General features: G+C 72.4%; 23 protein-coding genes. 11 read left to right on the top strand and 12 right to left on the bottom strand.

Features of this window, described 5'->3' with window-relative positions; all coding sequences use genetic code 11:
* A partial coding sequence (locus ACWDN5_RS09870) for a response regulator (RefSeq protein ID WP_449675837.1) occupies window positions 1-221 on the bottom strand: 221 nt, incomplete at its 3' end.
* On the bottom strand, window positions 218-1,357 hold the full coding sequence (locus ACWDN5_RS09865; protein WP_310971237.1) for a GAF domain-containing sensor histidine kinase: 1,140 nt from the start codon (window positions 1,355-1,357) through the stop codon (window positions 218-220). The genes ACWDN5_RS09865 and ACWDN5_RS09870, both read right to left, overlap by 4 nt.
* Before the next feature lie 84 nt (window positions 1,358-1,441).
* Here ACWDN5_RS09865 and ACWDN5_RS09860 point away from each other — a divergent pair, with 84 nt between their 5' ends.
* Window positions 1,442-4,177 (top strand): FAD-binding and (Fe-S)-binding domain-containing protein, encoded by a 2,736-nt coding sequence (locus ACWDN5_RS09860; protein WP_449675836.1) that lies wholly within the window; start codon window positions 1,442-1,444, stop codon window positions 4,175-4,177.
* Here the strand turns inward: ACWDN5_RS09860 and ACWDN5_RS09855 are convergent, their stop codons facing one another.
* The 4 genes from ACWDN5_RS09855 to ACWDN5_RS09840 are packed head-to-tail and all read right to left on the bottom strand — an operon-like array spanning window position 4,178 to window position 6,695.
* Entirely contained in the window at window positions 4,178-4,738 is a 561-nt protein-coding gene (locus ACWDN5_RS09855; RefSeq protein WP_449675835.1) for a TetR family transcriptional regulator, read from the bottom strand. It lies immediately after the preceding gene.
* A 43-nt stretch (window positions 4,739-4,781) separates the two neighbouring features.
* Complete coding sequence (locus tag ACWDN5_RS09850; RefSeq protein WP_310971240.1) at window positions 4,782-4,979, bottom strand: ferredoxin; 198 nt, start codon at window positions 4,977-4,979, stop codon at window positions 4,782-4,784.
* A 4-nt stretch (window positions 4,980-4,983) separates the two neighbouring features.
* Entirely contained in the window at window positions 4,984-6,189 is a 1,206-nt protein-coding gene (locus tag ACWDN5_RS09845) for a cytochrome P450 (protein WP_449675834.1), read from the bottom strand.
* Window positions 6,186-6,695 (bottom strand): PadR family transcriptional regulator, encoded by a 510-nt coding sequence (locus tag ACWDN5_RS09840; RefSeq protein ID WP_449675833.1) that lies wholly within the window; start codon window positions 6,693-6,695, stop codon window positions 6,186-6,188. The genes ACWDN5_RS09845 and ACWDN5_RS09840 overlap by 4 nt, the downstream gene beginning before the upstream one ends.
* A gap of 117 nt (window positions 6,696-6,812) precedes the next feature.
* On the opposite strand from ACWDN5_RS09840, the gene ACWDN5_RS09835 reads away from it, so the two are divergent.
* Both ACWDN5_RS09835 and ACWDN5_RS09830 read left to right on the top strand, forming a co-directional pair.
* Entirely contained in the window at window positions 6,813-8,003 is a 1,191-nt protein-coding gene (locus ACWDN5_RS09835) for a cytochrome P450 (protein WP_449675832.1), read from the top strand.
* Between the two features lie 2 nt (window positions 8,004-8,005).
* Complete coding sequence (locus ACWDN5_RS09830; protein WP_449675831.1) at window positions 8,006-8,221, top strand: ferredoxin; 216 nt, start codon at window positions 8,006-8,008, stop codon at window positions 8,219-8,221.
* Here ACWDN5_RS09830 and mtnA read toward each other — a convergent pair.
* Complete coding sequence (mtnA, locus tag ACWDN5_RS09825) at window positions 8,178-9,152, bottom strand: S-methyl-5-thioribose-1-phosphate isomerase (protein WP_449675830.1); 975 nt, start codon at window positions 9,150-9,152, stop codon at window positions 8,178-8,180. The two genes, ACWDN5_RS09830 and mtnA, sit on opposite strands and share 44 nt — an antisense overlap.
* A 47-nt stretch (window positions 9,153-9,199) precedes the next feature.
* On the opposite strand from mtnA, the gene ACWDN5_RS09820 reads away from it, so the two are divergent.
* Window positions 9,200-9,598 carry a RidA family protein gene (locus ACWDN5_RS09820; protein WP_310971245.1) on the top strand — a complete coding sequence of 133 codons (399 nt, stop codon included), beginning with the start codon at window positions 9,200-9,202 and terminating at the stop codon, window positions 9,596-9,598.
* 685 nt (window positions 9,599-10,283) lie between these two features.
* Here ACWDN5_RS09820 and ACWDN5_RS09815 read toward each other — a convergent pair.
* The 3 genes from ACWDN5_RS09815 to ACWDN5_RS09805 all read right to left on the bottom strand — a co-directional run bounded on the left by ACWDN5_RS09815 (window position 10,284) and on the right by ACWDN5_RS09805 (window position 12,702).
* Window positions 10,284-11,078, bottom strand: coding sequence for a PIG-L family deacetylase (locus tag ACWDN5_RS09815; RefSeq protein ID WP_310971246.1), 795 nt, complete (start codon window positions 11,076-11,078; stop codon window positions 10,284-10,286).
* Between the two features lie 144 nt (window positions 11,079-11,222).
* Window positions 11,223-12,014, bottom strand: a complete 792-nt coding sequence (locus ACWDN5_RS09810; protein ID WP_449675829.1) for an Fpg/Nei family DNA glycosylase — start codon at window positions 12,012-12,014, stop codon at window positions 11,223-11,225.
* A 61-nt stretch (window positions 12,015-12,075) separates the two neighbouring features.
* Window positions 12,076-12,702 carry a glyoxalase gene (locus tag ACWDN5_RS09805; protein ID WP_449675828.1) on the bottom strand — a complete coding sequence of 209 codons (627 nt, stop codon included), beginning with the start codon at window positions 12,700-12,702 and terminating at the stop codon, window positions 12,076-12,078.
* 251 nt (window positions 12,703-12,953) lie between these two features.
* Between ACWDN5_RS09805 and ACWDN5_RS09800 the strand changes: the two genes are divergently transcribed.
* Genes ACWDN5_RS09800 through ACWDN5_RS09790 form a run of 3 tightly spaced genes read left to right on the top strand, consistent with a single transcriptional unit; the run spans window position 12,954 to window position 14,791 of the window.
* On the top strand, window positions 12,954-13,646 hold the full coding sequence (locus ACWDN5_RS09800) for a GNAT family N-acetyltransferase (RefSeq protein WP_449675827.1): 693 nt from the start codon (window positions 12,954-12,956) through the stop codon (window positions 13,644-13,646).
* The gene (gene infA / locus ACWDN5_RS09795; RefSeq protein ID WP_310971250.1) at window positions 13,646-13,867 is read left to right on the top strand and encodes a translation initiation factor IF-1; all 222 of its coding nucleotides are present in this window, start codon (window positions 13,646-13,648) and stop codon (window positions 13,865-13,867) included. Before ACWDN5_RS09800 ends, infA begins: the two co-directional genes overlap by 1 nt.
* 57 nt (window positions 13,868-13,924) lie before the next feature.
* A complete protein-coding gene (locus tag ACWDN5_RS09790) occupies window positions 13,925-14,791 on the top strand; it encodes an aminoglycoside phosphotransferase family protein (RefSeq protein ID WP_449675826.1) in 867 nt (288 codons plus the stop codon).
* Between the two features lie 3 nt (window positions 14,792-14,794).
* Here the strand turns inward: ACWDN5_RS09790 and ACWDN5_RS09785 are convergent, their stop codons facing one another.
* Both ACWDN5_RS09785 and ACWDN5_RS09780 read right to left on the bottom strand, forming a co-directional pair.
* Window positions 14,795-15,256, bottom strand: a complete 462-nt coding sequence (locus ACWDN5_RS09785; RefSeq protein ID WP_310971252.1) for a phage tail protein — start codon at window positions 15,254-15,256, stop codon at window positions 14,795-14,797.
* 55 nt (window positions 15,257-15,311) lie between these two features.
* Window positions 15,312-15,695: a hypothetical protein gene (locus ACWDN5_RS09780; protein ID WP_310971253.1), complete on the bottom strand. Its 384-nt coding sequence runs from the start codon at window positions 15,693-15,695 to the stop codon at window positions 15,312-15,314.
* A gap of 181 nt (window positions 15,696-15,876) precedes the next feature.
* Between ACWDN5_RS09780 and ACWDN5_RS09775 the strand changes: the two genes are divergently transcribed.
* From ACWDN5_RS09775 to ACWDN5_RS09760, 4 genes are all read left to right on the top strand, one after another.
* Window positions 15,877-16,476 carry a dihydrofolate reductase family protein gene (locus ACWDN5_RS09775; protein WP_449675825.1) on the top strand — a complete coding sequence of 200 codons (600 nt, stop codon included), beginning with the start codon at window positions 15,877-15,879 and terminating at the stop codon, window positions 16,474-16,476.
* Between the two features lie 28 nt (window positions 16,477-16,504).
* Window positions 16,505-16,828, top strand: a complete 324-nt coding sequence (locus tag ACWDN5_RS09770) for a YciI family protein (protein WP_310971255.1) — start codon at window positions 16,505-16,507, stop codon at window positions 16,826-16,828.
* Window positions 16,825-18,048 carry an RNA polymerase sigma factor gene (locus ACWDN5_RS09765; protein ID WP_449675824.1) on the top strand — a complete coding sequence of 408 codons (1,224 nt, stop codon included), beginning with the start codon at window positions 16,825-16,827 and terminating at the stop codon, window positions 18,046-18,048. The genes ACWDN5_RS09770 and ACWDN5_RS09765 overlap by 4 nt, the downstream gene beginning before the upstream one ends.
* A 127-nt stretch (window positions 18,049-18,175) precedes the next feature.
* Window positions 18,176-19,300, top strand: coding sequence for an HAF repeat-containing protein (locus tag ACWDN5_RS09760; RefSeq protein WP_449675823.1), 1,125 nt, complete (start codon window positions 18,176-18,178; stop codon window positions 19,298-19,300).
* Window positions 19,301-19,332 lie beyond the last annotated feature (32 nt).

The following is a 19,332-nucleotide window of genomic DNA, read 5'->3' as shown; positions in this document are numbered from 1 at the left end:
ACCCGCCGCAGCTCGGTGACGACCTCGGGCGCGAGCATGTCCGGCAGCCGCAGGTCGAGCAGGATCAGGTCCGGGGCCAGCGAAGCCACCCGCTCGATCGCCAGCCGCCCGGACTCCGCCGAGCCGACCACGTTCAGGCACGGGTCCGAGCGCAGCAGCAGCGTCACGCCGTCGCGGACCACCGGGTGGTCGTCGACGACGAAGACGCTGGCGGGGGTCACGGCCGCACCAGCGGCACCCACGCGCGCAGGGTGCAGCCGTCGTCGTCGTCGCGGACCAGGCTGACCCGCCCGCCGAGCCGCAGCGCGCGCCCGGCGAGCGTCCGCAGGCCCATGCCGGTGCCGGGCACCGGGTCGGTGCCCGTGCCGTCGTCCGCGACGACCACCTGGACGCCGTCGTCGCTGGGCAGCAGGCTGACGATCACCGAGGACGCCCGGGCGTGCTTCTCGACGTTGAGCAGCCCCTCGCGGACCGCGGCGACCAGCAGCGCGGTGCGTTCGGCGTCCAGCGGCGGCACCGCGGCGAGCTGCACGAACCGGGCCGGGACGCCGCAGCGGGCCTGGAACGAGCGGCAGTGCTCGGCCAGCTCGACCGGCAGCGCCCGCTCCGGACTGGACTCCGACAAGGCCAGCAGGGACTCCCGCAACGCGCCGGCCGCCGCGGAGACGTCGCCTTCCAGTCGCCGCAGCCGCGCTTCCAGGCCGGGGTTCCCGTGGAAGTCCTCGTGCAGGTCGCGCACCTGGACGCCGATGGAGAACAGCAGCGCGCCGACCGAGTCGTGCAGGGCGCTCTGCATGCGCAGGCGCTCGCCGGCCACCGCGGCCGTGCGGTCGGTCTCGGCCACCTTCGCCAGGTGCAGCGCCGCCCCGGCCTGGCAGGCGACCTCCTCCATCCGCCGGACGGCGTCGTCACCGAAGTCGGCGGGCTCCCGCATGGCCGCGTAGGCGATGGCGACGGTCTCGCCGTGCGCGACGATCGGGACGGCGAGCAACGCGGCCAGGCCCTCGCCGCGGACCTGGGCGTCGAAGTGGTGGGTGATCGTCGGCGCGCTGACGTAGTCGGTGACGCGGACCGGGCGGCCCAGCGCCAGCACCCGCCCGCCGACGCCCTGGCCGGTCGACACCTCGAGGTCCTGCAGCGCGTCGGTGCGGTTGCCGGACATCCAGCGGATCACGGCCAGCCCCGGCTCGGTGAGTTCGCCGACGAACCCGGCCTTCGCCCCGACCGTCTCCCGGATCAGGCGCGCGGTCCCGTGCAACGCGGCGACCCGGTCGAGCGTGCCGAGCAGCTTTTCGCGCTCGCGCAGCAGCTCGCCCAGCACCGCGCTGTACTCGGCGACGTGCTCCTTTGCCGTCACCCGATCACGATGGCACACGGAGTGTGGTTCCGGACATACCCGGCTGGAGAGGTACGGCGGCCTCCGGTCGACTTGAATGGGGGTGTGGAGATCCTCACCGACGCCGCCACGCTCGCGCTGTACACGACCGACGCGTCCAACTACCGCCACGTGCCGCGCGGGGTGGTGTTGCCGCGGACCGTCGACGACGTCGTCGCGGCGGTCGCGGCCGCGCGCGATCGCGACCTGCCGGTGATCGCCCGTGGCGGCGGCACGAGCGTCGCCGGGAACGCGTGCGGGCCGGGCCTGGTGATCGACACCTCGCGCCACCTCGGCGGGGTGCTTTCGCTGGACCCGTCGACGCGGCTGGCGCGGGTGCTGCCGGGGACGGTGCTGGACGACCTGCAGGCGGTCGCGGCCCCGCACGGCCTGCGGTTCGGCCCGGACCCGTCGACGCACAGCCGCTGCACGCTCGGCGGGATGATCGGCAACAACGCGTGCGGCTCGCACTCGGTGGCCTGGGGGCGCACGGTCGACGTCGTCCGCTCCCTGGACGTCCTGCTCTACGACGGCACGCGGCTGCGGGTGGGCCCGGACGAACCCGCCGAAGGCCGGATCTTCGACGAGCTGCGCGCGCTGGTGCGCGACAACCTGGCGGTGCTGCGCAGGGAACTTTCGACGTGGCCGCGCCGCGTGTCCGGCTACGGGCTCGAACACCTGTTGCCGGAGAACGGCTTCGACGTCGCCAAGGCCCTGGTCGGCAGCGAGGGCACCTGCGTGACCATCCTGGAGGCGACGGTTTCGCTGGCCGAGTTGCCGCGCGAGCGGGTGCTCGCGGTGCTCGGCTTCCCCTCCGACATCGCGGCGGCGGACGCGGTGCCGTCGATCCTGCCGTGGTCGCCGCTGACCGTCGAAGGCGTGGACGCCGAGCTGGTCGCGATGCTGCCTGGCCGAGCGGGTGACCTGCCGCCGGGCGGGGCGTGGCTGTTCGTCGAGCTGGCCGGGGACGACCCGGCGGCGCGGGCCCGTTCCCTCGCTGCGTCGCTCGACCTGACGGGCTTCGCGATCCTCGACGACCCGGCCGCGCAACGCCGGCTGTGGCGCATCCGCGAAGAAGGCGCCGGGCTCGCGACGCGGCTCGCCGACGGCTCGGAGGCCTGGCCCGGCTGGGAGGACGCCGCCGTCCCGCCCGAGCGGCTCGGCGCGTACCTGCGCGAGTTCAAGTCCTTGATGCGGGCGCACGGCCGCCGCAGCGTCGTCTACGGGCACTACGGCGAAGGCTGCCTGCACCTGCGGCTGGACTTCGACCTGCTGTCCGCGTCCGGTGTGGCGGACTTCCGGCGGTTCCTGGAGGAGGCGGCGGACCTCGTCGCCGCGCACGGCGGTTCGCTGTCCGGCGAGCACGGCGACGGCCAGGCGCGCTCCGAGCTGCTGTCCCGGATGTACAGCCCGGAGATGCTGGACGTCTTCGCGCGGTTCAAGGCGATCTTCGACCCGGCCGGGCGGATGAACCCCGGCATCCTGGTCGCGCCGCGGCCGATCGACGCCGACCTCCGGGTGCGGTCGACGTCGAAGTCCTTCGAGGACAGTGTCTTCCTCGGGTACCCGGAGGACCGCGGGAACTTCGGCCAGGCGATGCGGCGCTGCGTCGGCGTGGGGAAGTGCCGCAACACCAGCGGGGGCGGCGTGATGTGCCCGAGCTACCGGGCCACCCGCGAGGAGCAGCACTCGACGCGCGGCCGGGCCCACCTGCTCGCCGAGATGCTCAACGGCGAGGTCATCAAGGACGGCTGGCGCTCGGAAGAAGTCCGCGACGCTCTCGATTTGTGCTTGTCCTGCAAGGGGTGTCTGTCGGATTGCCCGGTCGACGTCGACATGGCGACGTACAAGGCCGAGTTCCTGCACCAGCACTACCGGCGGCGGCTGCGCCCGGCGTCGCACTATTCGATGGGCTGGCTGCCGCTGTGGTTGCGGCTCAGCGCTCGCGCCCCGCGGCTGGCCAATCTCGTGGGACGGTCTCGCTTGGCGGGCTTGGTGAAACGGCTCGGCGGGATCGCGCCGGAACGTTCGCTGCCTTCCTTCGCGGCTTCCCCTTTCACGTCCTCGCGCGCGGATCTCCGGCGGAAGGCGTCAGGGGAGCGCCGGGTCGTGCTGTGGCCGGACTCGTTCAACAACTACCTGACGCCGTCGGTGCTGGATGCCGCTTACGAGGTGCTCACCGCGGCGGGCTACGACGTCGTCCTCCCGGACCGCGGAGTCTGTTGTGGACTGACGTGGGTGTCGACGGGCCAGCTCGGCGTCGCCCGCCGCGTGCTGGACCGGACGCTGTCCGTGCTGGCGCCCTACCTGGAAGACGGCTACGAGGTGGCGGGCCTGGAACCGAGCTGCACGGCATTGTTCCGCGGCGACCTGCCCGCGCTGATGCCGGGCGACGCGCGTGCTTCGCTGCTGGCGTCCCGGACGTTCACGTTCGCCGAACTGCTGGAGCGGGCGCCGATCCCGTTCGCGGCCCTCGACGTCGACGCGATCACGCAGGTCCACTGCCACCAGCACGCGGTGCTGGGCTTCGGTGCCGACGAGTCCGCGCTGAAGGCCGCGGGCGTGCGCAACACGACGTTGGATTCGGGTTGTTGCGGCCTGGCGGGCGATTTCGGCTTCGAGCGCGGCCACTACGACGTCTCGAAGGCGGTGGCGGAGGACCGGATGCTGCCCGCGATCCGCGCGGCCGCCCCGGACACGGTGGTGGTGTCGGACGGCTTCAGCTGCCGGACGCAGATCGCCCAGGAGTCCGGGCGGACACCGGTGCACCTCGCGGAGCTGCTGCGGCGGGCGCTGCCGTGACTATTCGCTGCGCTCGAGCAGCGTCTTGACGCCGGTGAGGACGAGCCGGCAGATGTCCTCGGGATCGGCACCCGCCAGGGGTTCCTTCCCGGTGACCTCGCGGACCAGCGCGATGCCCATCAGCCAGGCGAGCGCGAGGTCGGCGCGCAGTTCGGCGTCCGGGGCGTCGGTCAGGGTGGCGAGCACCTCGGCGTACTCGCGGCCGACCTCCTGCCGGATGGCGGCCGCGACGCCGTCGCTGCCCGACGAGCGCAGGTACGTCTCCAGCGCCCGGTTCTGCCGTCCGGGTTCCAGCATGCTGCGCAGGGACGTGCTGAAGAGCCGCTCGGGCGGGGTGGCGGCGAGCTGCTCGCGCCCCGACCGGGCGATGACCGCCTCGAACAGCGCTTCCTTGCTGCCGAAGTAGCGGAACAGCAGCGACTGGTTCGCCCCGGCCAGCTTGGCGATGTCCCGCACGGTCGTCCGGTCGAACCCGCGTTCGGCGAACAGCTTTTCGGCGGCGTCGAGCAACGCCAGCCGCGTCGCGGCCGCGTCCCGCTTGCGGCCGGCCTGTTCCGTCATCGAAGCAGGTTAACCGGCAAACCGGACGCGGGCGCGACAACCCCTAGCTGCCGGAAAGGTGGATCGCCGCGGCCGGGCAGGTCAGTTCGGCCTGCCGGACCGCTTCTTCCTCGCCGGACGGCGGTTCCTCGGCGAGGAGGACGACCGTGCCGTCGTCCTCGTTCTGGTCGAACGTCTCCGGCGCGAGCAGAACGCACTGGCCGGACGAGACGCAGCTCCCGGTGTCGACGGTGATCTTCATCGGCTCACCACTCCACGGGAACGCGCTCGACGCCGCCGGCCACGCGGTTGGTGCGCACCGGGATTTCGCCGATCCCGACGGCGAGCCGCAGGCCGGGGAAGCGGCGGAACAGCTTGGGGAACACCGTGCGCAGCTCGGTGCGGGCGAGGTTGGCGCCGATGCAGACGTGGGCGCCGGTGCCGAAGGCGAGGTGCACGTTCGGCGTCCGGTCCGGGTCGAACCCGTCCGGGTCGGCGAACACCGACGCGTCCCGGTTGGCCGCGTCGCTGGAGATGAGCACGGCGTCGCCGCGCATGATCCGCGTCCCGGCGATCTCGACGTCTTCGTGCGCGTAGCGGAGCAGGCCGGTGCCGCTGGTCGCGGTCAGCCGCAGGATCTCCTCGACCGTCTGGTTGACCTGGCCCTCGGGATCGGCGGCGAAGCGGTCGCGCCGGGCGGTGTCACTGAGCAGGAAGAGCGTGCCCATCGCGATGCGCGTCGACGTCGTCTCGTGGCCGGCGAACAGCAGTCCGGCGCCCAGCCGGGCGAGGTCTTCGTCGGTGAAGGTCGGGTCTTCGGCCTGGAACGCGACCAGGTCGGAGATGACGTCGGGCCGCGGGTCCGCACGCTTGGCGTCGGCCAGTTCCGTCATGTAGGCCATGAATTCCGCCATGGCCGCCTGGGCGTCCGCGCCGCCGTCCATCAGCGCGATCCGCTCCGACAACCCGCGGAAGTGCGCGCGGTCGGCGTATGGGACGCCGAGTAGCTCGCAGATCACCAGCACCGGCAGCGGGAAGGCGAGGAAGTCGGTCAGGTCGACGGGCCCGGCGGCACGCGCGGCTTCCAGGTCGTCGAGGCAGCGGTCGGTCAGTTCCGCGATGCGGTCGCCGAGGGCGCGCATGCGGGGTGCGGAGAAGGCGGGCGCCAGCATCCGGCGCATCCGCTTGTGCTCGCGCTCTTCGCTTTCGAAGTCGCCGCTCGGGCCGTCCTGCACCGCGGCGTAGGAGATCCGCGACGCCTGTTCCGGCGCCGGGTGCGACCGGCCGAAGCGGCGGTCGCGGAAGACCTCCTTGGCCTCCTCGTAGGACGTCACCAGCCAGGCCGGATCGCCGGCCGGGGTGAGCACCCGGCTGATCGGCGCCTGCCGGCGGAGGACGGCGTAATCCGGGGCGATGGCGAGCGCGTCCGCGCGGGCGAAGGGGAGGCGGGGCGTCTCTTCGGTGGTGGTCATGCGTCTTCCCTCGGATCGGTGGTGAGCTCGGCGAGCCAGCGGAGCTCGGCGTCGAACTTCCCGAGCACGTGGTGCAGCGCGGCCCGGCTCCACGGGTCGGCCTGGCCGGCGGCGAGCCCGGTGAGCCGCGCCTGTTCGGCGGTCAGTGCGGTCCTGCGGATTTCGAGCACCCGCGCCCGTTCGTGTGGGCGCAGCCAGGCGAAGTTCCCGACGCGGGCCAGGAACTCCGGTTCGTTGAGCGCCAGGTCGGCCGGGAAGTCCGCGAGCAGGTCGTGCAGCAGTTCCCGCCCGACTTCGGTGATCGTGTAGACGTGCCGCGGCGGTTTGGCCTCCTGCTCCTCGGCGCTGCGGCTCACCGCGCCCGCGTCGACGAAACGCCGCAGGGTCGGGTAGAGCGAGTTGTTCGACAGGGTGTGGCCGGTCGAGGCCTCCACCGCCTTGCGCAGTTCGTAGCCGTGCATCGGCTCGACGGCCAGCTTGGACAGCAGCAGGATCTCGATCCACACCTAGGTCACCGTAACCTAGGGTTCGGTGACCGGGCAATGGCGGATCGTGACAGGTGGAGAGAAACTGTGTAGCGTTGTAAGCAGCTGCTTACAAACCTGGAGCACGGGGGTTCCCGCATGACCGCCACCCACACCGAACCGCTCGCGTACCCGTTCAACGAGGAGGCCGGGCTCGACCTGAACGAGGCCTACGCGGCAGCCCGGGACGCCGAGGGCATGGTCCGGGTGAAGATGACCTACGGCGAGCCGGCGTGGCTGGCCACCCGGTACGCCGACGCCCGGCTGGTGCTGGGCGATCGCCGGTTCTCGCGGGCGATGGAGAAGGAAAAGGACGCTCCGCGCCGTTCGCCGGTCGTGCGGGACGGCGGCATCCTGCAGATGGACCCGCCCGACCACACGCGGCTGCGGACGCTGGTCGCGAAGGCGTTCACCATGCGCCGCGTCGAGCTGCTGCGGCCGCGCGTCGCCTCGCTGGCGTCCGAGCTGATCGCGGAGATGAAGGCGGCCGGCGCGCCCGCCGACCTCGTCGACGCCTACGCGTTGCCGATCCCGGTCGCGGTGATCTGCGAGCTGCTCGGCGTCCCGGTCGCCGACCGGCCGAAGTTCCGCGTGTGGAGCGACGCGGCGCTGTCCACGAGCGGGCTGACGCCGGAAGAGTTCGAGCGCAACCGCGAAGAGCTGCGCGACTACATGCGCGGCCTGATCGCCGACCACCGCGCGCGGCCCCAGGACGACCTGATGACGGCCTTGATCGAGGCCCGCGACGTCCGCGACCGGCTGACCGAGCTGGAGCTGGTCGACCTGTGCGTCGGCATCCTCGTCGCCGGGCACGAGACGACGGCGAGCCAGATCCCGAACTTCGTCTATGCGCTGCTGGACCAGCCCTCGCAGTGGGCGAGGCTCTGTGCCGACCCGGACCTGATCCCGGTGGCCGTCGAGGAGCTGCTGCGGTTCGTGCCGCTCGGCGCCGGCGCGGGATTCGCGCGCTACGCCACCGAAGACGTCTCGGTCGGCGGCGTGCTGGTCCGGGCGGGTGAACCGGTACTGGTGGCGATCGGCGCGGCCAACCGCGACGCGCTCCAGTTCGGCGACGCGGAGAAGCTGAACTTCGACCGCCCGGAGAACCACCACCTGGGCTTCGGCCACGGCGTCCACCACTGCCTGGGCGCGCCGCTGGCCCGGCTGGAGCTGCAGGAGGCGCTGCGCGCGTTGGTCACCGAGATGCCGGGGTTGCACCTCGCCGGCGATATCGTGTGGAAGACGCAGATGCTCGTCCGCGGACCGCGGTCGATGCCGATCGGATGGTGATGATGAGCTGGGACGTGAAGGTCGACGAACACACCTGCATCGGGTCGGGGATGTGCGCGGCCCTGATGCCGGAGGTGTTCAGCCTCGACGGCGCGGTGGCCCACCCGGTGACGCCGTCGGTGGAGGCCGACGAGACGGTGCTGGACGTGGCGGACTCGTGCCCGGCGATGGCGATCACGGTGACCGACGGGGGCCGGGTGATCGGTCCGCGCCCCTGAAGGTGCCGTGCTCGGTGACCACGGCGGTGATGAGGTCGAACGGGGTCACGTCGAAGGCGGGGTTGAAGACCTGCGTGGTGTGTTCGGTCAGCTCGCGGGCGTCGCGTTCCTCTATGGTGATGCCGGTGCCGTCCGCGAGCTGGCTGTCCACTGTGGACGAGGGAGCGACCACGACGAACGGGATGCCGTGGTGCTTCGCGGCGATGGCGAGGCCGTAGGTGCCGATCTTGTTGGCGACGTCCCCGTTCGCGGCGATCCGGTCGGCGCCGACGAGCACGCAGTCGACCAGCCCGCGCGCCATCGCGGCGGCGGCGGCCGAGTCGGGCTGGACGCGGTAGGGGACGTTCTCCTGGGCGAGCTCCCAGGCGGTCAGCCGGGCGCCCTGGAGCAGCGGTCGCGTCTCGTCGACGAGAACTTCTTCGACGAGCCCGCGGGTGTGCAGGTGCCAGACGACGCCCAGGGCGCTGCCCCAGCCGACGGTGGCGAGGCGTCCGGCGTTGCAGTGGGTGAGCAGCCGGAGGGGGCGCCGGGAGCACTCGGCGAGCACGATCTCGGCGGCGTGGTGCGAGGCTGTCTTGTTGAGCCGTTCGTCTTCGTCGAGCAGGGCTCGGGCTTCTTCGAGGACGGCCTCCGGTCCGTTTTCGAGTTGTGCGAGGGCCCGTTCGACACCCCAGGCGAGGTTGACGGCGGTGGGGCGCGCGTGCGCGATGCGCTCTGCGTCTCGATGCACATCGCGGCGCTGGTGGGCGGACAGGGCCACGCCGAGCGCCCCGGCGGCCCCGAGAGCGGGGGCGCCCCGGACGGCGAGCCGCTGGACGGCGTCGACGAGTTCGTCGACGGTCCGGAGCTCGAGCAGCCGGAATTCGGTGGGCAGCGCGGTCTGGTCGATGATGACGACGGCGCCGTCGGCCCAGTCGATGGTCCTGCGCACGAGCCCTCCTCGGTTTTTTCGGTTGCCCGGCCGGTGAAGATGGGTCGGTGACCATTGAACGGCAGAACCCGCCGGGCTTGCACACACCGCCGGGCTACCACCACGTGACGGTGACCTCGGCGCCCCGCACGGTGTACCTGGCGGGCCAGTGCCCCCTGACCCCGGACGGCTCCGTGGTATCGGGCGACCTGCTGGCCCAGGTGGACCAGGTGGCGGCCAACACGGCGATGGCTTTGGAGTTCGCGGGCGCGTCCCCGGCCGACGTGGTCCGCACGGTGATCTACGTGGCGACGGAGGACCGCGCGGTGCTGTCCTCGGTCTGGACCCGCCTGACGTCCTCACCGATCGCGGCCGCGTTCGCTTCGGCGAGCACCCTGCTGGGGGTCGCCCAGCTGGGGTACCCGGGGCAGTTGGTTGAGCTGGACGTGACCGCCGCCCTCGCCTGAAAAGCCCGCCTGCTTACGCGAGTTGCGCGCCCGCTCACGCGAGTTATGCCCCTGATCGCGCGAGTCCGCCGTACCGGGACGGACGACTCGCGTACTTGGATGGACGACTCGCGTACCTGGATGGACGACACGCGTACCTGGACGGACGACTCGCCTACCGGGAGGGTCGGCCCGCGGGCTCGGGCCCGGGTCTCGCGTGGCTGGAGACGGATCTCGCGTGATTGGGGAGCGATCTCGCGTGATTGAAGGGTCATCATGCGTGATTGGAGGGACGACACGGCACCGGCGGGCCATTCGCGTTGGCCGACCGGTTGCCACTCTGCCCGCTCGCCCGCCCCGCCCGGCTCATTCGCCGCGCCCGCCCGGCTCGCCCGCGCAGACCTGGCTCGCCCGCCCGGCTCGGCCAACCTGCCCGGCCCAGGGGTAACCGGCCACCGGCTTGGCCGACCTGGCCCGGCCCAGGGGTAGTCGGCCCCAGCTGACCGGCCAACCTGCCCCCCAGGCCCAGGGGTAACCAGCCCCGGCGGCTGGCCCACCTGGCTGGGCTCGGAGCATCCTGCCCGGCGCGGCGGCTGGCCCACCTGGCTGGGGCTCGGAGCACCCTGCCCGGCCCGGCGGCTGGCCCACCTGGCTGGGGCCCGGGGCACCCTGCCGGGCTGCCGCGGCTAAGCGAGCCCTGGGTGGGTCAGAGGCCGGCCATCAGGTCGGTTTCGGTGATTCCCGGGCCCTGGCCCCAGCGGATGAACCACTCCGTGCCGAAGGCGAACGTGAATGCGTCGTCCGGCATGGCCAGCATGAACATGTCCTCGCTGATCTGGCTCGGGTGCGCGCGCATCGCCGCCCTCTTGACCGGGGCGTACTTCGACACGTCCACCGCCGCCGTGATCTCGGCCTCCGGCTTGCCGAACTCCACGTTCTCCGGGGGCTTCGGGGCCGCCTCCGGGGGGATCTGGCCGGCCGCCACCGCCGCTTCGAAGCCTCGCTGCATGAACTCCCTGTTGAAGGTCGCCTGGAAGACGCGCGAAGTGCCGGCCAGCTCCGCCGCGCGGAGACCGACCCGGTGGACCTGGATGTGGTCCGGGTGGCCGTAGTCGCCGTTGTCGTCGTACACCGTCAGGACGTCGGCCGACTCCTCGCGCAGGATCGCCGCGAGCTGCTCGGCCGCCTTTTCGACGTCGGCGCGCCAGAAGCACGCCGGGTCGTCGTTCGTCGGCTCGCCCATCATCCCCGAGTCGCGGTAGCCGAGGAACTCGACGCGCTCGACGCCGAGGATCTCCGCCGCCGCGTACGACTCCTGGACGCGCCTGTCCTCCAGCTTCTCGCCCTCGGCGAGGAAACCGTCGGGGACCTCGCCGACCTCGCCCTTGGTGGCGACGACGAGCACGACCCGGTGCCCGTCTTCGACGGCTTTGCGCATGACGCCCGCGGTGCGGAGGCACTCGTCGTCCGGGTGGGCGTGGAAGGTGACCAGTGTTGCCATGTCCGCGACGTTACCGGGTACCCCCGACAAAAACCGCCCGCCAGGATGCGCTCCTGCCCGCCATGGTCCGCGACCGTGAGCGAGAAGACGACGTTGCCCGGCGTTCCTGCGCGCCCAGCGCGAAAGCGTCCTGGCTCGGCCCCGCTAGGCCTGCTCCTTCGAGCACCACCACGTCGACCGGCCGCCGACCGTCCCGTGGTGCATCTCGGCGCCGCAGCGCGGGCAGTGGCCGCCCGCCCGGCGGTGGCCGATGACCTCGCCCGTGTGCACGCCGCCGTGGCGGATCGCCGCGCGCAACGCCTTCCGCAGCGCCTTGTGCAGGTTCGCGAGGTCGTCGCCGGTCAGCTCGTTCACCGGCCGCGCCGGGGACAACGCCGCCTGCCACAGGGTTTCGTCGGCCAGCAGGTTGCCGATCCCGGCCACCACCGACTGGTCCAGCAGCCGCGCCTTCAGCGGCGCCCGTCCGCGGCCGACGCGCTCGGCGAACTCGCGCCGCGACGCCTCCCCGGCGTCCGGGCCGAGCGCGTCGAGGTCCGGGTCGAGCCGCACCCGGCTGAGCCGCCGCGTGTCGAACAGGCGCAGCTGTTCGCCGTCGGCGAAAGTGATCCCGAACCGGAACCACTCGGGTTTCTCCACCCGGTCGCGCGCCCGCCCGGGTGGCCCGCTGCGGCCCGCGAACCGCAGCTGCCCGGCCATCCCGAGGTGCAGCCCGAGGTTCGGCCCGGGCCGCCCGTCCCGGCTTTCCGTTGCACACCAGAGCGTCTTGCCCCGCCGGTGCGCGGCCACCAGCCGGCCGCCGCGCAACGCCGTCGCGATGTCGCCGGGGGCGTGCGGGCGGCAGACCCAGTCGTCGTGGTCGTCGACCGAACGGATCTTCCGGTCGAGGGCACCGGCGAGGACCTGCCGGGCGAGTTCCACTTCGGGGAGTTCGGGCACGCGATCCAGTCTGCGTCAGGGACGCCGGTCGCGCCGCGCCAGGCGGCCGATGAGCGGGTGATCAGGCGAGGCTCGCCGAAGCGGTGGTCTCCCAAGCGAACCCGTCCGGGTCGGTGAACGCCGAAGCCGCGCCGCCGACCGCGATCCGGTGCGAGCCGCTGCCCTCGGGGGCGACGCCGGCGTCCTTGGCCAGCGCCTTGCGGCGGTACAGCGCCAGCTTGACGGGGCTTTCGCCGGCGTCGAACTCGACGTACACCTTGCCGAAGCTCTTGCCGACGGTCATGCCCTGGCCGACGTAGAACTTCTTGCTCGCGGCCACATCGCCGACGCCGAGCAGGAGCACGATGGCGTCGATCGTGCGGGTGGCGGGGCCGGTGTTCTTCTTGGCCGAGGTCGCGAGCTTCCAGATCGTCCCGTCCGGCGCCCGGACCGTGCCGCCGTAGCCCCACATGGACTTGGTGGCCGGCTTGATGGTCGTGGCCCCGGCCGCGAGGGCGGTCCCGATCAGGGAGTCGACGTCCGCGGGCTGCGGCACGGTGAGGGAGAGGGTGAAGCCGCGGAAGCCGTCGCTCGGCGCGTCCGCGACCCGGAACCGCAGCTGGGTGGTGAGCCCGAAGGCCTCGGCGTAGAAGCGCTCGGCGGCGGCGGTGTCGGCAACTTCGAGGGTGATGGTTTCGATGTTCGTCATGCCGGTAACGCTAGGTCCGGGCCGCTGACCGGCGCTTCTCGATTCCTGATCGGTCTGCGCGTCCGCTCGCGGAAAAAGGAGTGGGCGGGGTGCGCGGCCGTCTGATAGCTTTCCGCCGTCCGTGACCCGGCCCTGGGAGGTGAGACCCGTGAACGCTGCAACGTTGTGGGTGCTCCCCCTCGTCGTCACGGGCGGGCCGGCCTAGCTGTCGCCGGGAGCACCTGGAACCGGTACTCCCGAAAGGCGACACCATGAACCATCTGCACGAACGGCCGGACGTGGCCGGCCGCGGGGAAGTGTCCCGGCGACCGGACGGCCGCCTCTTCCTCAGCATCGACACGTGGACCGACGCGGACTTCGCGCTGCTCGCGGCCGACATGCTGCCGACCCTCCCCAGACCGCTCCACACCGTGGTCGACGAAGCCGACACCGATCTCCGGGCGCGCTGGGAATCCGTCGGGTTCACGCCGCGGCGCCGTGAGCGGGAGTACGTGCTGCCCACGGCCGCGGGCCCGGCTTCCCCGCCGCCGGGCGTGACGATCCGGCCGCCGTCCGATCCCGACCTGCTGCGCTCGCTGGAGACGACGATCCGCGCCGAGGTCGAGGCCACGATCGGCTGGCAGGAGATGCCCGCGGAGGTCATGGCCCCGCCGCTGGACCTCACGAAGTACACGGTGGCCGCGGCCGAAGACGGGTACGTCGGCCTGCTCCGGCTGGCGGCGGTGACGCGCCGGCCGCGGATCGGCCTGCTCGCGGTCCGCGCGGACCGGCAGCGGTCCGGGATCGGCCGCGCGTTGCTGGTCCACGTGCTGGACGCGTTGCACCACAAGGGAATCCCGGCGGTCACGGCCGAGGTGAACGAAGCGAACCCGGCGGCGCTCGCGTTGTTCGAGGGCGCCGGAGCCCGCCAGGTGGGCGGCAACGTCGAGCTGGTGCTGCGCTGATGGGGAACACCGCCGGCATCGAAGTCGAAGGCACGGTCGTCGAGTGCCTGCGCAACGCGACGTTCCGGGTGGAGCTGGAGAACGGGCACAAGGTGCTCGCGCACATCAGCGGGAAGATCCGGAAGAACTTCATCAAGATCCTGCCGTTCGACCGGGTCCTGGTGGAGCTGAGCCCCTATGACCTGAACCGCGGGCGGATCCTGTTCCGCTACCGGACCTAGTTGCGGGGCCGTCGCCGGGTCCGCGGGCCCGGCGACGGCTTCCCCGGAGGAGTTTCCTTGACGACGCAGGCGAACCCGGCCATCGACGGCGCACTGGCGCGACGGCTGGTCGACACGCAGTTCCCGCGCTGGGCCGGGCTGCCGCTGACCCGGTTCACCCCGGCCGGGTCGGACCACGTCATCTACCGGCTCGGCGCGGAGCTGTCGGTCCGGCTGCCCCGCCACCCCGGCGCGATCGGGCAGGCGCAGAAGGAGGCGGAGTGGCTGCCGCGGCTGGCCCCGCACCTGCCGCTGGCCATTCCCGCGCCGGTCGCGGTGGGCGAACCGGACTTCGGCTACCCGTGGCCGTGGGCGGTGTCGCGCTGGCTGGACGGCGAGGTGGCCACGGTCGAAGCGCTGTCGGGCTCGCACGAGGCCGCCGTCGAGCTGGCCGGGTTCCTGACCGCGCTCCACCGGTTCGACGCCGAACCCGCGGACGGCGGCTCCCGCCCGCTGGCCGCCCGGGACACCGCGACCCGGGCCGCCATCGGCCAGGTCGGCGCCGCGTTCGACGGCACGGCGCTGACCGGCCTGTGGGACGCCGCCCTCGCGGCCCCCGCCCGGTCCGGTCCGCCGGTCTGGTGCCACGGCGACTTCCACACGGGCAACCTGCTGACGACCGGCGGGCGCCTCAGCGCGGTCATCGACTTCGGCGAGTTCGGCGTCGGCGACCCGGCGTGCGACCTGATGATCGCCTTCACGCTCCTGTCGGCCGAGACGCGGGCGACGTTCCGCGCCGCGCTCGGCGTGGACGAGGCGACGTGGACCCGCGGCCGCGGCTGGGCCCTGGCGACCGGCCTGAACGCCTACGTCACGTACGCGGCCGTCAACCCGCGTGTCGCGGCGCAGACGACCCGCCAGATCACCGAGGCCCTCGCCGGGTGAGGGTCAGTACTCGTTCTTGATGACGAAGTAGGAGCCGCGGATGGTGCCGGCCAGCTTGGACTTCTGGCGGGCGAACTTGAAGGAGGACAGCTCCTCGGGGACGTCCATGCCGTCGGAGAGCTTGAACCCGACGGCCCGCTTCCCGCCCTCGTCCACGGTGTACAGGACGTTGACCGACAGGCCGTTCTCGTAGAAGACGTAGGTCCAGCGGACGTTCTCCACCTGGAAGGCGGTGGCCTCGAGCGGGGGCGAGGCGATGACGATGCCGCGTTCTTCCTCGAGGATGCGGTGCACCAGGTCGACGGCCTCCCGGGCGTCGCTCGCGGGTTCGACGGTGAAGACGTGGCCGTACTTGTTCTTGAAGTACCGGGCCTCGTTCGCCCGCAGCCCGGCCAGCGCGTCCGCCACCGGCGACGACTCCAGGCCGGCGGTCGAAACGGTGTCGAAGTCGACGGTGTGGGGCATGGCGATCCTCCGCGTGCGTCCGGTTCGGACCCAGCGTAGGCGCTCCCGCGCCCGGTCAGTAGGACGCCCGGCCGTACACGCCTTCCTTGCTGAAGCTCAGGTAGAAGTGGGTGCCGTCCTTGACGTCGGTGGCCGCGAGCCCCCAGGTGTTGGCGTACACCGTCCGCCGGCTGTTGCAGGAGATGCCGCCGCTCGAGGGCAGGAAGCACGTGGAGACGCTGACCGTCTCGGTCATCTTGACGTTGATGTCGTAGCAGTAGGACGTCGTCACGGCCTCGCCGTAGGGCGGCCAGTGCCCGTTGGGGTCCGCGCCGTTGATGGTGTGGAAGTGGTCGTTGCACGCGAGCACCGTCGCCGAAGCGGCCGGACCGGGAGCGAAGACCAGCCCGGCCAGGGCCAAGGGGACGGTCACGAGCGAGAGCGCCTTCCGTCGGTTCATGGTTTTCTCCTCCGAGCGTGGGTTGGCGAAGCGCCACCGTGCCACGGCCGGATCGGCCCGGACCGGTGTTTCGAACAGGTTCGAAACCGCTCGCGAAAAATTTCCGCGCCGGGTTGTCGGATCCGGCCGGCCGCGTTCGTGGCAGGGGTGCAGCCACCCGCGAACGGAAGGAATCCCGGCCATGAAGCTGACGACCATCACCCAGATCACCCTCGACGGAGTCGTGCAGGGCAACGGCGGCGCGTCGGAAGAAGACCGCCGGACCGGGTTCGAGCGGGGCGGCTGGGCCCTCGGGGCCGGGGACGACGAAACCCGGGCCTTCATCACCGAGACCTACCAGCGCGCCGACGCCTTCCTCTTCGGGCGCCGCACCTACGAGCTGTTCGCCGGCGCGTGGGGGCCGAGCACGCACCCCATCGGCGTGGCCCTGAACGCCGCCCCCAAGTACGTCGCCTCGAGCACGCTCGCCGAGGCGCACTGGACCGGGACGACCGTGCTCGCCGGTGACCTCGCGAGCGCCGTCGCGGAGCTGAAGGCGCGGCCCGGCGGCGAACTGCAGGTGCACGGCAGTGGCACCCTGGTCCGGTGGCTGCTGGCGCACGGTCTGGTCGACGAGTTGACGTTGCTCGTCGTCCCGGTGATCCTCGGCCAGGGCGCGCGGCTGTTCCCGGAAACCGGCCCGGACCTCGCGCTCGACCTGGTCGAGTCGCGGGTCGACGCGAAGGGCGTGACCACCCAGGTCCACCGGCCGGCCGGGCGGCCGCGGTACGCGACGGCTTGAGCTCGTTCCTCCCGAGAAAGGATTCTGTATGCAGTATCTGGTCTCCGTCATCGACGACAAGGTCGAACCCGGCAGCACCGACCGGCAGCCCTTCATCAGCGAGTTCAACGACCGGCTGATCGCCGACGGCCACTGGGTCTTCGCGGGCGGGCTCGCGGACACCGACGCGGCCACCGTCGTCGACAACCGGGGTGAGCAGGCCGTGCTCACCGACGGGCCGTTCGTCGAGTCGAAGGAGTACCTCGCCGGCTTCTGGGTGTGGGACGTCCCGGACCTCGACGTCGCGCTCAAGCTCGCCGCCGAGGCGTCGAAGGCCTGCGACCGGAAGATCGAAGTGCGGCCGTTCCGGTGAGCGACGCCGGAGAAGCGGTGACCCGGGCCCACCGCGAAGAGTGGGCCCGGGTGGTGGCCGCCCTGACCCGGCGGTTCGGGGACCTCGACGTCGCCGAGGAGGCGGCCGCCGAGGCGTTCGCGACCGCCGTCGAGCGGTGGCCGGGCGACGGCGTGCCGCCGAACCCCGGGGCCTGGCTGACCACCACCGCCGTCCGGAAGGCGATCGACCGGATCCGGCGCGAGAACAAGCGCGACGACAAGCACAAGGAGGCCCGGATGGTGCACGACGACACCCCGCCCGCGCCCGCCGGTGCCATCGACGACGACCGGTTGCGGCTGGTCTTCACCTGCTGCCACCCGGCACTGGCGACGCAGGCCCGGGTGGCCCTGACGCTGCGCCTGGTCGGCGGCCTGACCGTGCCCGAGATCGCCCGCGCCTTCCTGGTCCGGGAGTCCACTTTGGAGCAGCGGATCACCCGGGCCAAGGCCAAGATCAAGGCCGCGCGCATCCCGTACCGCGTGCCGTCCGCCGAGGATCTCCCGGCCCGCGTGTCGAGTGTGCTCACCGTCCTCTACCTCGTCTTCAACGAGGGCTACCTGGCGACCGGCCCCGGCACCGGCCCGGTCCGGCACGACCTGACCACCGAGGCGATCCGGCTCACCCGCCTGGTCCACGCGCTCCTGCCGGACGACGGCGAGGTGACCGGGCTGCTGGCGCTGATGCTGCTCATCGAGGCCCGCCGCCCGGCCCGCGTCGCGGCGGGCGAGCTGGTGGCGCTCGACGAGCAGGACCGCGGAGCCTGGGACCGCGGGCTGATCGCCGAGGGGCACCGGCTGGTGCGCGAGCGCCTCGCCGCCGGGGTGGCGCCGGGCCGCTACCAGATCCTCGCGGCGATCAACGCCGTGCACACGTCCGCCCGCGACATCCGCGACACCGACTGGTCGCAGGTCGTCGCCCTCTACGACCAGCTGGTCCGGGTCGACGCCTCGCCGGTCGTCGTCCTCAACCGGGCGATCGCGGTCGCCGAACTCGACGGCCCGGAGGTGGCCCTGGCGGCCGTCGGCCGGCTCGAGGACCAGCTGGCCGGCTACCACGCCTACCACGCGACCCGCGCCGACCTGCTGCGGCGGCTGTCCCGCCGTGCCGAGGCCCGGGCGGCGTACGACCAGGCGATCGAGCTGGCGGGCAACACGGCCGAGGTCGCTTCCCTGAAGCGGCGCCGGGACCGGCTGAGTTAGTCCACAGTGGACACAACTGCTCGGCTATTCGTGTGGATCGCCCTCGCACCAGCACAATTCACGCAGAGCTTCGGCTACTGTCCGCGGCAAGGGAGACCGGCGTCGCCGGTCGAGGAGGGGAGTCATCGTGCTGCGGATTTTCCGAAGATCGCTGGCGGCCGTGGTCGTGTTTTCCGGGGCGCTGGCGGGGACCGCGCAGGCCGCCCCGGGCGGACCGGTCGACCTCGGTACCTTGCCGGGCGACGACGACAGCATCGTCCTGGCGGTCAACGAGGCGGGGGTGATGGTCGGCCTTTCGTCCGTGGGCACCAATCCGCGGCGGGACCTCCCGGTCCGCTGGGACGCCGACGGCGTCATCACCGCGCTGCCGACCCCCGGCGGCAGCGCGGGACAGGTCCGGGACGTCAACGAGCTCGGGGAGTCGGCCGGGTACGTGCTGACCGCGACCGACGCCGTGCCGGCCCGCTGGGACGCCCGGGGCCAGGCGACCACGCTGCAGGTCCCGCCCGGGTTCCACAACGCCACCGCCTTCGCGATCAGCGACACCGGCGTCGTCGTGGGGAACTGGCTGACGCCAGGCAACGAGTACCACGGCTTCCGCTGGGACCCGGACGGCCAGGCCACCGACCTGGGCACGCTGCCCGGCGAGACCTGGAGCATGGCCGAGGACATCTCCGCCGACGGCCGGATCGTCGTCGGCGGCGCCCAGCGCGCCGGGGCGAACCACGCCGTGCGCTGGGTCGACGGCGGGCCGATCACCGAGCTGGCGCCGCAGAGCCCGAGCAGCGGGGCCCACCTGGTCAACGCGGGCGGGGTCGCCGCCGGGACCACGAGCGGGCCGATCGTCCCGGCGACCTGGGACACCGGCGGCACGGTCCACCCGCTGGCCTGGCCCAGCCCGTACTCGGTCTGGATCTCCTGGATCGGCTCCACCGGCTACGTCGTAGGCTACGGCTACCTGACCCCGCCGGCCCGCTCGGCGGTGCGGTGGGCCCCCGACGGCACCGTGTCCGTCCTGGCCGACGACGGCTCCAGCGCCGACGTCCAAGGGGTCGACGCGGAGGGCACCGCGGTGGGCACGCTCCGGAGCCGGGCGACCGTCTGGTACCGGAACGGGCCGCGCACGCAGCTCGCCATGCTGCCCGGCAGCACCCGCAGCGAAGCCTCCCGGATCACCGACAGCGGCCGGGTCATCGGGCGGGCCAACACCGCGGCCGGGAAGTACCACGGGGTGTTCTGGACCCTCCGGTGAGGCACTGACCCGATCCGGGGCCGGGCCGTGTC

Source organism: Amycolatopsis sp. NPDC003731 (assembly GCF_053586895.1).
The sequence above is the reverse complement of the archived record's forward strand: the minus strand, read 5'-3'. Positions and strand labels throughout refer to the sequence as shown.

Bases quoted from the DNA above. Each gene is read 5' to 3' on its own strand.
- ACWDN5_RS09855 (WP_449675835.1), bottom strand. From the start codon at position 4,738: ATGACGGAACAGGCCGGCCGCAAGCGGGACGCGGCCGCGACGCGGCTG.
- ACWDN5_RS09850 (WP_310971240.1), bottom strand. From the start codon at position 4,979: ATGAAGATCACCGTCGACACCGGGAGCTGCGTCTCGTCCGGCCAGTGC.
- ACWDN5_RS09845 (WP_449675834.1), bottom strand. From the start codon at position 6,189: ATGACCACCACCGAAGAGACGCCCCGCCTCCCCTTCGCCCGCGCGGAC.
- ACWDN5_RS09835 (WP_449675832.1), top strand. From the start codon at position 6,813: ATGACCGCCACCCACACCGAACCGCTCGCGTACCCGTTCAACGAGGAG.
- ACWDN5_RS09830 (WP_449675831.1), top strand. From the start codon at position 8,006: ATGAGCTGGGACGTGAAGGTCGACGAACACACCTGCATCGGGTCGGGG.
- ACWDN5_RS09815 (WP_310971246.1), bottom strand. From the start codon at position 11,078: ATGGCAACACTGGTCACCTTCCACGCCCACCCGGACGACGAGTGCCTC.
- ACWDN5_RS09805 (WP_449675828.1), bottom strand. From the start codon at position 12,702: ATGACGAACATCGAAACCATCACCCTCGAAGTTGCCGACACCGCCGCC.
- ACWDN5_RS09800 (WP_449675827.1), top strand. From the start codon at position 12,954: ATGAACCATCTGCACGAACGGCCGGACGTGGCCGGCCGCGGGGAAGTG.
- infA (WP_310971250.1), top strand. From the start codon at position 13,646: ATGGGGAACACCGCCGGCATCGAAGTCGAAGGCACGGTCGTCGAGTGC.
- ACWDN5_RS09785 (WP_310971252.1), bottom strand. From the start codon at position 15,256: ATGCCCCACACCGTCGACTTCGACACCGTTTCGACCGCCGGCCTGGAG.
- ACWDN5_RS09780 (WP_310971253.1), bottom strand. From the start codon at position 15,695: ATGAACCGACGGAAGGCGCTCTCGCTCGTGACCGTCCCCTTGGCCCTG.
- ACWDN5_RS09775 (WP_449675825.1), top strand. From the start codon at position 15,877: ATGAAGCTGACGACCATCACCCAGATCACCCTCGACGGAGTCGTGCAG.
- ACWDN5_RS09770 (WP_310971255.1), top strand. From the start codon at position 16,505: ATGCAGTATCTGGTCTCCGTCATCGACGACAAGGTCGAACCCGGCAGC.